The organism is Streptococcus oralis, from assembly GCF_001578945.1.
Classification (GTDB): Bacteria; Bacillota; Bacilli; order Lactobacillales; family Streptococcaceae; genus Streptococcus; species Streptococcus oralis_Q.
Genome location: NZ_KQ969556.1, coordinates 36601 through 48361 on the forward strand (window position 1 = coordinate 36601; position 11761 = coordinate 48361).

Here is an 11761-nt window from a genome sequence, read left to right on the forward strand (position 1 = left end):
CCTTGTCCCAGAAGAGCACCTACCGCACCAACTGAGAGAGCCCCTACAACCATGGCTACAAGAGAGACAGGGATAAAACGGGCAGAGGCCTTGACCAAAAGATTTCGATTCATGCCAAGGATAGAACCACATATGAGAGCAGCAATATAAAAGTCCAAGAAGCCGAAAGAATCTCCTAAGAAGCCCTTAGTTGCTACAATGATGTCGTTTGGAATGATATGGAATGTAGCAAGCAGGTTCGCTCCAAGCAGTGTGAAGACAGAGCCTCCGCCCAAGTAAGAGTTCATAATCGGAAGCTTCTCACCGATATAGTAGAGAAGATGACCCATCACGACCAATAAAAGGGTGATTCCAAGCATATTGAGTGGGAGTTTCCCCATAGCAATCGTCACCGCAAGAACGATGACGATAAAGGCATATAGAGGAAGACTGACACCGGAAATTTTGATTTCATTCAATTTTTTCATGGTTGTTCAGTCAGCTCCTTTTTAGTAGGTAGGATACCATTTAAGGTCACGGACAGCTTTTGCCATATCTGTTTCCTTAGCTTGCGCCAAACCTTGTTCTTGAGCTTTCTTGGCAACGGCCTCAGCCACTTTAATGGACACGTCAGCTACATATTGGAATGGTGGTAACACTGGCGCACCTGGTTGACCTGGATTGACAATACCTGATAAGGAGTGAGCGGCTGCCCCAATCATTTCGTCTGTCAAGAGGCTGGCTTCAGATGCCAACATGCCAAGACCCAGACCTGGATAGATCAAAGCGTTGTTGGCTTGACCGATTTCATAGTCCACACCTTTGTAGCTGATGGTTCCTGAAGGGACACCGGTCGCCACAAAGGCTTTACCGTCTGACCATTCGATGACTTGTTGGGCAGTTGCTTCTAATTTCTTGGTTGGATTAGAAATTGGGAAGATTACTGGGCGTTCTGTGTTTTGGCACATCGCTTCGACGACTTCTTTTGTGAAGGCACCTGGGTTTGTGGAAGTTCCGACCAAGATGGTTGGTTTCACAGTTTTGATCACTTCAAGAAGACTGGTCATGTCTCCTTTCCCTTCAAAGTCAGCACGTTTTTTAGCAAATGGTTTTTGTGCTAGAGTCAAATCTTCCATATCGTCAAACAAAAGACCTTGTTTATCAATCATGAAGAAACGTTTGTAAGCTTCTTCTGGATCAAGACCTTCTGCAACCATTTCCGCATGAACACGCTCTGCGATCCCAGCACCGGCAGAACCACCGCCATAGCAAAGGTAAACTTGGTCTGTCAATTTTTCACCTGTGATGTCCATCGCTCCAAAGATACCACCCAAGACAACGATACCTGTTCCTTGGATATCATCGTTGAAGGTTGGGATTTCTTTCTTGTAGCGGTTCAAGATATCTGCTGCGTTTGAACGACCGAAGTCTTCCCAGTGAAGGTAGAGTTTAGGGAAAAGATTTCCAGCAGTTTGAACAAATTGATCGACAAAGGCATCGTATCGTTCCCCACGAACCCGTTCATGACGGTTCCCCAGATACATTGGATTGTTCAAGAGTTCTTCACGGTTGGTACCCGCATCGATGACAAGAGGCATAACGCAAGCTGGATCAATACCAGCTGCTGCCGTGTAGACCATGAGTTTACCGACAGAGATATCCACCCCTTGGACACCCCAGTCACCGATTCCCAGAATTCCTTCTGCATCGGTCACAACAATCAAACGGATATCGCGATCACCAGCTGCATTTTTCAAGGTTTCTTCGATATTTTCTGGATGATTAATATCAAGGTAAGCCGCATATTGTGGGTCTACAAAGAGTTCAGAATATTGTTCAATGGTGTCAGCAATCACTGGATCATAAACAATTGGGTTGAACTCCACGATGTGTTGGTTAAAGAGGTAGTAGAAAAGAGTCCGGTTGGTATTAAAAATCTCCATCAAGAACAGACGTTTTTCAAGGTCAGACGGTTTGCGCAAGAAATGTTGGTAGGCTTGCTCTGCTTGTTCTTCAATGGTTTGAACATATGGAGGAAGAAGTCCAATTAGACCAAGTTCTTTACGTTCTTCCATGGTAAAGGCAGTTCCTTTATTGAGGAAAGGGTTGTTTAAAATTTCATGTGCACGCATGGTGGCACCTCCGATAGTATTTTTCTTTACGTCGGGTATTATACAACTTCCCAAAAATTATAGTCAACACCCATAGAAATCATAAAAAAACTTTATAAGTAAAATTCTTTTTGGTAGAATATAAGGAAAAGCTGGACTTTATCCACAGGGAATCGAGATACTGGTTAGTCAGCTTAGATGGAAATCATTTTCTCCAGCTAAACTGAAAAAGCCCCCATAAAAAGGAAAGCTTCATCAATCATTTAAGATAAAAATCAGTTATACCAAGGAGCAGGATCATGAACACCCGTGATTTAGAATACTTCGTGCAACTAGCAGAAAGCAAATCCTTCACTGAAGTGGCCCAACATTTTCATGTCAGTCAGCCAACCATTACCTATGCCATCAAACGACTGGAAGAAAAATTTGGCACTACCTTAGTTGAAAAAACAACGGCCAATCGCGTTGACCACCTCACCCAAACTGGACACATTTTAGCGGGCCATGCCAAACAAATCTTACAAGATTTATCCAAATTAGAAAAGGCCATGGAGCATGCGCGCTTGGGCAAAATCGAAGTCGGTTTTCCTCCCATCATCATGAATGAGTTTTTTTGAGCACTGTCCTTCTGCACCCAAGAACCTTAACTTTCTTCGTCAATTTCACCTGATTTGTGGCGGTTCCCAAGAATTGAGAAAACGCCTCTTAGAGGGAGACTTGGATTTCAGCTTACTTGGGAGCTTACGCCCTTTGAATCTGGAACAGGTCATTACCGTTCCCCTTTATCGGCGGGAGTTAGTCCTTCTGGTCTCAAAAGAGCATCCCCTCGCCCAGCAAAGGGAAGTCGCCTTTCAAGATTTATTAAGCGAAGACTTTATCTTACTAGACGAGCACAACATCCACTTGACTGCTTTTGATATCCTCAATAAGAGAAATGGAGGAAGAGCCAAAATTGCTGCTCAGCTGAATGATCTGCCCCTGATCAAAAAAATGGTCTCTGAAAATTTGGGCATTACCATCTTGACTATTTCGGCAATCTCTGAACAGGATAAAGACTTAGTCGCAATCCCATTTGTCACGCAAGAAAAAATCTATTTTCATGTCGCTTATGCCTACTCACCCAAACTCTACCTCACCGACGAATTAAAAGAATTTATAACTCTCTTAAACACGATGAAAGAATAAGCCAAAATTCCCAACTTGAACAGATAAAACTAGGAAAGATTCTCGCTTGTGAGAACTACTTTTAGCCCCCATTTGTCAAATTAAGCTAGACAATCCATACAACTCAGAAAAACTTGATAAGGTGTTTTGTAATTAAGAGATTTTCTTAGAATATGATTTCTTGAGACTGAGAAAAAGTCCTTCATCCTCGCTTTATTTTGGCAAAAAACTCTTGAAGCGGTAGTTGATTGGACTTTTTGTTCGTCTTTTAGAATCCTAAAAAGCTCCTACATTGAGGGAAACTCTGTTTTCCTCATCCCCAACCCCTCACAGTCTCCTGGACTGTAAAAGCCTCGCGGGCTGGGAGTGAAAAGGTTTAGGGAACCTTGCCCCAAGCGGTAAAGTGTCCGCATAGAACATGAAATCTTGTCAGGAAAGGTTCCTTTGATGACATCTAAACTTCAATCTTTATCAAGGTATTCTTGGATAAAGGCTTTCTCTTCTTCAGAAAGTTGCGTTTTCGCTGACCACACTGCTTTTTGTTGGCTTGATAGCGTTCTAAATAGGAAATTTTGAATTCCTTTTGGAAGTTGTATTTGGCGACAGTGAGGACATCTTGGGGCGGGATAATCTAGCTTAGCGAGGACTTCCTTGTGGGTCCCCGCGTCCACATAATCCGAAATAATGATGTTTTTGTCTTTAATTCCAAGCGAGTTTGTAATAAAATCTTCGTTTTTTTATTTTTGTGCTCAGGAATTAACAGTCACTCCCCTGACCGTTAATTTATTCCATAAGAACCTTTCTAATGATGATTTCATCACTTTTCATTATAGGTCATATGAGGCTTTTTTTCTACACAAAATAGGCTCCATAATTCCTACAGTGGATTTACCCACTACAGAAATTATAGAGCCATAGTTTCTAGTGATTTTTGTTTTTCACTGTCCACTATAATGGGAGTATAGCAAGCTTTAGACGAGATGGGATTCTGTCTGGATTCCCAAAAAGAATCTAACTTTTTGCAAGCAGTCAAAAGGGGAGAATCTTCAATTAAATTTAATCTATCATCTCTGACACTAAGGTTCGATGTTCCAGTGGTAGACTGCACATAACCAGCAAGAAGATGAATCCTGACTGTACCCAGAAGAGAGCCAAGTCAAAAATTCCATGTACAGCGACTACTGTAAGGAAGGAGAGATAAAGACCGATAATTGGTCGTTTACCAGACTCCTGACTCATATCCATCATCATGTGAACCGGGATAACCGAAGAAATGGATAGGAGAATTGTTCCAATCAAACCATAACTTAAAATAGTATCGATATAAAGACTATGCGCGTGCTCGTGATAAGGAGCATGAATTCTCGGATAGGAATTCATATAGGTCAGTGGTCCCTCACCCCAGATCGGATTTTGCTTGAACAAAGTCATACCTGCGTTCCAGATTGAAACGCGCTCCTCCATTGAAGAATCTAGGGTTCCCATACGGACACCCAAATCGCTTGAGAAGAGGAAACAAAGGCCAATCCCAAAAACTCCAATACTGAGCCAGAAGGCACGCCAGTTTTTAATGGTTGTAAAGAGATAAATGATGGCACCAGCGATGATGGCAGGAAAGGCTGTTCGATTCTGCGTAAAATTCAAACCAAATAGATTCACAAAACCTGCTAACACACAAAAGACTTTCAACCATCTTAACTTCGTCGTTGTAAAGAGGTAAAAGGCAATCATGATACAGAAGCAACAAATAATTCCATAGTAGTTAGGATTAAAGAAGGTCACTTCTGCACGGTTCTGGTGCCATACTTGCATATTGGGCGAAAGAAAGGCATAGTTAAATTTCTTTACAATTTGGAAATGCTCCAAAGTAGCAAAGGCTGCAGAGAGTATACTACCAAACAATACCGTCTGCAAGATTAACCGAAAGAAAGCATGTGTCAGACGTTTCTGATAAAAACTAAAGAAAATGAGGAAGAGAAACATCAGTAAAGATGCGACCAATCCAAGCCAGTTCTTGGCAACGATAGAGATGATACTACTGTAGGCAATAAAAAAGAGAAGTACAGGATGTTTGGCCAATCCTTTGATAATTCCCTTCATCTCCCCAGTAACAAGTAAACCTATCAAATATAAAGCAAAAAGTGCTAAGAACAAATAAAAAGGTAAAAAGATACTCATAATCATCAGATACAAAAAGAAATCTTTTTTCGAAAGCCCTCTTATCTTATCCAGTAATCCAATTGATTTCAAAACGGATCCTTTCTGTCCTGGATTGCTCCAGAAGATAAATGCTAAACTATCTTTTTATTCTACCATTTTTTCTTCTATTTTGGAACAATGAACACGTTTCCAATAGTAAAAAACTATGATTTCCACACAGATCTAAAACTGAATTTTTCTGCCGTTTTCCACTACTTGATAGGTCTGACTTTGCAGATCAATTTCTGCTACTGCTGTTACGGACTTGTCTTTATTTTGGCGTTTGATTACAATGCTGTGAGCTGTTGGTGTTTCTACCTCAATACTTCCTTCTAAATCAAAGGCTGCGGACTGATTACGGAAGGTAAAGAGACTGAGAAGAGTCCTCACCACTGGACGTTGGACTTCCTCTGCTATTTCCTCATTGCTATAGTAATGACGATTGATATTCCGCCCTTCTTTTGTCTCTTCTAACAGTCGCAGGTCATTCTTGCCGGCTAGCAATCCTACATAATAAACCTGAGGAATGCCTGGAGCAAAAGCTTGAATCAAACGAGCGAGGAAGTACTTGACATCATCATCTCCAAGCGCAGAATAATAGGTTGAATTGATTTGGTAGATATCCAGATTGTTATACTCTGCACTAGAGTACTTACGTTTGACATTCGCTCCAACCTTATAGAGCTCATTTGAAGCATAGTCAATTTCATCATCAGTCAGGATATCCTTGACATCCACCACTCCAATCCCATCATGGGTATCTAGTGTCGTAAATTGCTTCATCGGGCTCATCTTTAACCACTGAGCTAAACGTTCTGTTCTGGAACTGTAAAGAGTATAAAGGGTCACCATTGGAAGGGCAAAATCGTAAACATAGTAATCATGGTCCGCTATTTTAAACTGAATCGAATAGTGTTCATGAATCTCAGGTAAGAGCTCTGCTCCGTACTCAGCAGCGATATCTCGAACTCTGTCCAATAAATTCCAAATATCTGGTTCCACAAAGAAATCATTGGTATCCAATTTCTTCACTGCATAAGCAAAGGCATCTAGACGAATCAAATCACACCCGTTACTTGCTAGATGTTGAATCGTCTTACGGATAAATGCCATCGTTACTTCTTTGGTCACATCAAGATCAATCTGCTCCTCACCAAAAGTATTCCACAAATGTTCAACTGAACCATCTGCAAAAAGAATCTCTTGCTTTGGTGCACGATCCTTACGCTTGTAAATTAAATCTACATCAGCTTGTGTCGGACGATTTTCTGGCCAAAACTTATCCCAGTTTAAAAAGAGATCTTTAAATTCACTAGCTTCATGTTTTTCTTGATAGTCCTTATAATATTTCGATTGACGAGAAATATGGTTAATCATAAAGTCAAACATCAGATAATATTTCTCACCTAAACGCTTAACATCCTCCCAATCACCAAACGCTGGATCCACTTCGTCATAGTCAACCGGTGCAAATCCACGATCACCAGTTGACGGGAAAAATGGTAGAAGGTGAACTCCCCCAATAGCATCGCCAAAATATTCTTCCAAATTCTCATACAAGTCTTTAAGGTTATTTCCAAGACTATCTGAGTAAGTAATCAACATAGTTTTATTTTGAATGGTCATAGATGGTCTCCTTTTTCTAATGAAAGCCAAGTCTTATATGACTTGGCTTCGTAAATAAAAGATATTTTTAGATTTTTGTTCAGTACTAATATAGACTGCAAGCAACTAAGTACTATTTTCTTGTTTTCTACATAGAATTGCCAATAAGCTGAACTGTTCCTCTATGTATGGAATTATAAATTCCCTAAGCACTTTCTTACTTCACTGCTCCGTTACTCATTCCTGAAATGATATGTTTTTGGAAGATGAGGTAGACAATAGTTATCGTTACAATTCCCACAATATAAGACGCAAAACTTGGGCCATAGTCATTGAAATACTGACCTTGGTAATTGTACTGGAAGAGAGGTAAAGTCCACATCTTGGAATCCTTATTCAGGATCAAGAGTGGCAACATAAAGTCATTCCAGAACCAAAGAGCATTGATAATCAAAGTTGTCGCATGCATGGGCTTCAACATTGGAAAAATGATTCGACGATAAGTTGTAAAACGATCAGCCCCATCAATTTCCGCAGCTTCATCCAAACTATCCGGTACACTGATTTTTATATAACCAACATACAAGAAGAGAGTCTGTGGAATAGCATAAGTTAGGTAGAGTATTACTAGCCCCCACATATTTGCTAGACCGAGTTTACTCATCATGACTGTGATGGGAATCATAATCACCTGAAATGGAACAAATATCCCTAAAATCAAGAGCGAATACATAATTGCAAAGGCTTTTTTCTTGGACATATTTCGAGCAATGGAATAAGCTGCAGCAGGGATAAAGAAGGCTACCACTATCAAGGATAAGAGGGTGATGAGAGCTGAATTCCAGAAATAGCCTCCAATCCCATCCGAAATCAAGCGTTCATAGTTACTTAATGTAAAAGGATTAGGCAAACTAAAGAAATGATTCATGATATCCTTGGTGGTCTTGAAAGAACTAAAAACCGTCACCAACAAAGGAACAAGGATGAGGATTCCCCCCACTATCAAGAGGACATATTTCCAAAACTGATTCAATTTTTCTTCTTTTTTCATGTGTAGGACTCCTCTATTAGATTTCAAATTTCTTGGATAGTTTGATTTGGATAAGAGAAACAATTCCAATAATCAAGAATAAAATCAAAGCAATTGCATTTGCATATCCATATTGATTACTCTTAAAAGCATAGTTGTAGACCAAAAGACCAAGCGAAGTTGTTGCATTGTTTGGACCACCACCAGTGAGGGCAAAAATTTGATCAAAGGCTGTCAAACCAGATTTAAGAGCAAGAATGAAAACCATGGAAATAGTTGGCAAGAGATAAGGCAACTCAATCTTCCAAAAGGTCTGTTTACTCGTCGCTCCATCAATTGACGCAGCCTCTAAAATATCACTCGGTATACTCTGAAGACCAGCTAGAAAGAGGATAATAGGCATAGCTACCCCTTGCCACAGAAGGACAAAGATAGCTGCGAGTACTGCTCCAACAGGGCTTCCTAATAAACTCTCTTGTAAGAAGCCAATTCCCAACATTTTCCCAATAGCTGGAAGACCGTAGTTAAAGAATTGCTTAAAAATCAAGGAAACAGTCAAACCAGATAAAACCGCCGGGAAAAAGAACCAAGCCCGAAAAAAGGTCTGTCCCTTCATTTTAGCATTCAAGGCACGCGCCACAATCATCCCAATCACAATCTCTCCAATAATCAATGCAAGAGTCAATATCAAGGTAAAAACAATAGCCGTGAAGAACTTACCGTCAATCAAGAGCAATTTGTAATTGTTTAATCCTACAAATTTGTAGTTATAAGTCAAACCTGTCCAGTTAGTGAAACTGTAGAAGGCCCCTTGTACCATAGGAAAGTAAAAGAAGATAGCCTGTAATGCAAGTGGGATTGTCAGAAATGTCCAACCCCAGTATTTATTTAATAGTTTTCGAATAGCCATACCAACTTACCTCCTATCCTAGTCCAAATCTGCCTTCATTGGATTAAAGAAAGCATTGAGATTGTTTGCCATATTTTTCAAATCTTTGTCCATCAAGTAACTCGCACTCAAGTTAAAGAAATCTTCCTCTGAATTCCAATGTTGCCCCAACCAAATATAATGTTTATCGCTAAAGGCCAGTTTAGAAATTTCCGCAAGAGCTGAGTCCTCTTTTTCTTCTATCCCTTTTACAGCGACTGGTGAGCCATCCACATCATAGTAGGCCTGCATTGCCTTCGCAGAGGTCATATAGCTGATAAATTCTTCCGTTTCTTTGGGATGTTTGGTTGTCGCAGAGATAGACAAGGCCATATCCCCTGCTCCAACGGTCACCTCTTGACCTGCCTGCTCTCCTGGAAATGCAAACATGCCTACTTCAAACTTGGGATCCTGCTGATTAATTGCTGCTAAGGCCCAAGATCCTTGGGGCATCATCAAGGCAATTCCACTTGAAAAAGCTACAACAGCATCATTATAAGAAGCACCGCGCCAACCATCTTGCGCATTATCTGCCAATAAATCCAAACGTTCGGCATCGGACTTCAAAACAGCATCAGCCGCAGAGATGGCATTTGGTTTTGAAAAACGAAGGTAGTTGTTTGCTGCATCACCACTACCTGTGATGGTGATGAGAGAGAGCTGGTGGTAGCCATTCAAGGTCCAGCCCTCCGTTCCTGCTACCGCAAAAGGAGAACTCCCGATATCTTTAATTTTTTTGACAATCTCTTGAAACTCTGCAAAAGTTTTAGGTTCCTCAAGTCCTAACTCTTTAAACTTTGTTTTGTTATAAAAAATTCCCGAGACATTTGCAGTTAAAGGTGCACTATAAACCTTATTATTAATCGCATACTTATCAGCATAGTTATTCTTGATATTCTCCAAATATGATTTTCCTGTCATATCAGCAAAATAGCCTGCCTTAGCCCACTCTTGAAAATCCATATTCTGAGGATAGATATTGACAATGTCTGGAACATCTCCTGACAAAACACGGGTCTTCAAAACAATTCCAGCTGAGGGTACAGTTGTCAACTTGACATCAATAGTAGAGTGCTCTTTTTCAAAATCGTCCACAATTTTTTGCAGAGTGTCCGACATCTCTGTCTTCTGATTAAAGAACTCAATTGTAACTTTTCCATCAGCCGATTGACTATCCTGATTGCAAGCCACCAGACCTAGCATGCTAACTCCAGCTGCCACGAGAAAACTTGCTTTCTTATACCATTTCATTGAAATGTCTCCTTTTTTCTAAATTATACGCTTTGATCATCGTTTTTTGAAACGATACTGTCTACTTAAAAAGTCTCCTTGAGGCAGGATAACTGTTAGACCCGCATACATCAGTTCCGCACCTGAGTAAACCTGATTAGTGCTCACTAGTTCATATAATGCCTCTTCTTCTAATCCTTTTAACTTTAAAGTTGTCTCCATAGTTTCTACAGTTGACAATTTATGTACATAGGTTACTAAAATAGTATCCTTGTAATTAAATTGTACCGCAACTTCGTTACTAGTTTCCTCAGGATTGAGCAAACGATACTGCTTACCAAATTGTACTACTGGTCTAAGTTCTTTGTAAAGAGCGACTTGTACTGCAATCTTTTCTTTTTCCTTTTCTGTTAAGCTCGTCAAGTCTAACTCATATCCTAGATTGCCCATCATCGCCACATGCCCCCGAGTTTCCAAAGGAGTACTACGCCCCATCTGATGATTTGGTACTGCTGACACATGAGCCCCCATAGAAATGGTTGGATAGAGATAGGATGAACCGTATTGAATTGGTAAACGTGCAATAGCATCCGTATTGTCACTGGCCCAAACTTGTGGGAAATAGCGCATCATACCAAGATCATTTCGTCCACCACCACCAGAGCAGGACTCAAAGAGAATATGGCTATGCTTCTCTGTCAGATAAGAAAGGAGTTCATAAAGTCCCAACATATATTGATGTGACTGCATCTGTGTTTCCAGATAAGTTGATCCATTTCCTAGGTTAGTGATATTACGATTCATATCCCATTTGATATAGTCAATCTCATGATGAGAAAGGAGCTGATCAAAAACTTCTTTTAAATATTCCACCACCTGATGATTGGCAAGATTGAGTACTAATTGATTACGAGAATATGTGTGTTTATATTCTGGAACTTGAATAGCCCAATCTGGGTGTTTTCTATACAGATCACTGTCTTCCGAAATCATCTCAGGCTCTAGCCAAAGCCCAAACTGCAATCCTTTGTCATGAATGGCGGCGATTAGACTCTCTAAACTACCTCCTAATTTCTCTTCATTAACAGACCAATCACCCAAAGAACGATTATCATCGAAACGATTACCAAACCAGCCATCATCTAACACAAAAAGTTCTATTCCAACTTTCTTAGCTTCATCCGCAAGTTCCAAAAGTTTTTCACGCTGAAAGTCAAAGTAGGTTGCCTCCCAGTTATTGATGAGGATTGGACGTTCCTTCTGAGAAAAGTTGCTTGGCATAATGTGATGAAGTATAAAATCCTGACTGTCATGACTCACACCAGTCAATCCCTTATCTGAATAAGTCACTAAAGCTACTGGTGTTTCAAAGTTTTCCTTAGGATCTAACTTCCAAGAAAAGTTTTCTGGATTAATGCCAATCGCTACTCGTACTTCATTCAATTGATTCTTTTGGACAAAAGCTTCGAAGTTTCCACTATACAGTAGTTGAATAGTAAACACATTCCCAGCATC

At 40.3% G+C, this 11761-nt stretch carries 9 protein-coding genes and 2 pseudogenes; 2 read left to right on the forward strand and 9 right to left on the reverse strand.

All coding sequences use genetic code 11. From position 1 onward, the window contains the following. Both SORDD16_RS12020 and SORDD16_RS09065 read right to left on the reverse strand, forming a co-directional pair. Nucleotides 1–467: pseudogene (locus tag SORDD16_RS12020) on the reverse strand (2-hydroxycarboxylate transporter family protein); the annotation flags it as partial. Nucleotides 468–488: 21 nt separating this feature from the next. Next, on the reverse strand, nucleotides 489–2111 hold the full coding sequence (locus tag SORDD16_RS09065) for a malolactic enzyme (protein WP_061453193.1): 1623 nt from the start codon (nucleotides 2109–2111) through the stop codon (nucleotides 489–491). Between the two features lie 278 nt (nucleotides 2112–2389). Between SORDD16_RS09065 and SORDD16_RS09070 the strand changes: the two genes are divergently transcribed. Next, complete coding sequence (locus SORDD16_RS09070; protein ID WP_061453194.1) at nucleotides 2390–2707, forward strand: LysR family transcriptional regulator; 318 nt, start codon at nucleotides 2390–2392, stop codon at nucleotides 2705–2707. After that, a complete protein-coding gene (locus SORDD16_RS09075; RefSeq protein WP_061453195.1) occupies nucleotides 2694–3275 on the forward strand; it encodes a LysR substrate-binding domain-containing protein in 582 nt (193 codons plus the stop codon). Before SORDD16_RS09070 ends, SORDD16_RS09075 begins: the two co-directional genes overlap by 14 nt. 487 nt (nucleotides 3276–3762) lie before the next feature. Here SORDD16_RS09075 and SORDD16_RS12025 read toward each other — a convergent pair. The 7 genes and pseudogenes from SORDD16_RS12025 to SORDD16_RS09110 all read right to left on the reverse strand — a co-directional run. Further along, nucleotides 3763–3976 (reverse strand): annotated as a pseudogene (locus SORDD16_RS12025) (ISL3 family transposase); the annotation flags it as partial. A gap of 334 nt (nucleotides 3977–4310) precedes the next feature. Then, nucleotides 4311–5504: an O-antigen ligase family protein gene (locus tag SORDD16_RS09085; RefSeq protein ID WP_061453197.1), complete on the reverse strand. Its 1194-nt coding sequence runs from the start codon at nucleotides 5502–5504 to the stop codon at nucleotides 4311–4313. 132 nt (nucleotides 5505–5636) lie between these two features. Further along, on the reverse strand, nucleotides 5637–7079 hold the full coding sequence (gene gtfA / locus SORDD16_RS09090) for a sucrose phosphorylase (protein ID WP_061453198.1): 1443 nt from the start codon (nucleotides 7077–7079) through the stop codon (nucleotides 5637–5639). 196 nt (nucleotides 7080–7275) lie between these two features. Next, nucleotides 7276–8109 (reverse strand): carbohydrate ABC transporter permease, encoded by an 834-nt coding sequence (locus tag SORDD16_RS09095; RefSeq protein ID WP_061453199.1) that lies wholly within the window; start codon nucleotides 8107–8109, stop codon nucleotides 7276–7278. A 16-nt stretch (nucleotides 8110–8125) separates the two neighbouring features. After that, complete coding sequence (locus SORDD16_RS09100) at nucleotides 8126–8998, reverse strand: carbohydrate ABC transporter permease (protein WP_061453200.1); 873 nt, start codon at nucleotides 8996–8998, stop codon at nucleotides 8126–8128. 18 nt (nucleotides 8999–9016) lie between these two features. Next, nucleotides 9017–10267 (reverse strand): extracellular solute-binding protein, encoded by a 1251-nt coding sequence (locus tag SORDD16_RS09105; protein WP_061453201.1) that lies wholly within the window; start codon nucleotides 10265–10267, stop codon nucleotides 9017–9019. Between the two features lie 36 nt (nucleotides 10268–10303). After that, a partial coding sequence (locus SORDD16_RS09110) for an alpha-galactosidase (protein ID WP_241734049.1) occupies nucleotides 10304–11761 on the reverse strand: 1458 nt, incomplete at its 5' end.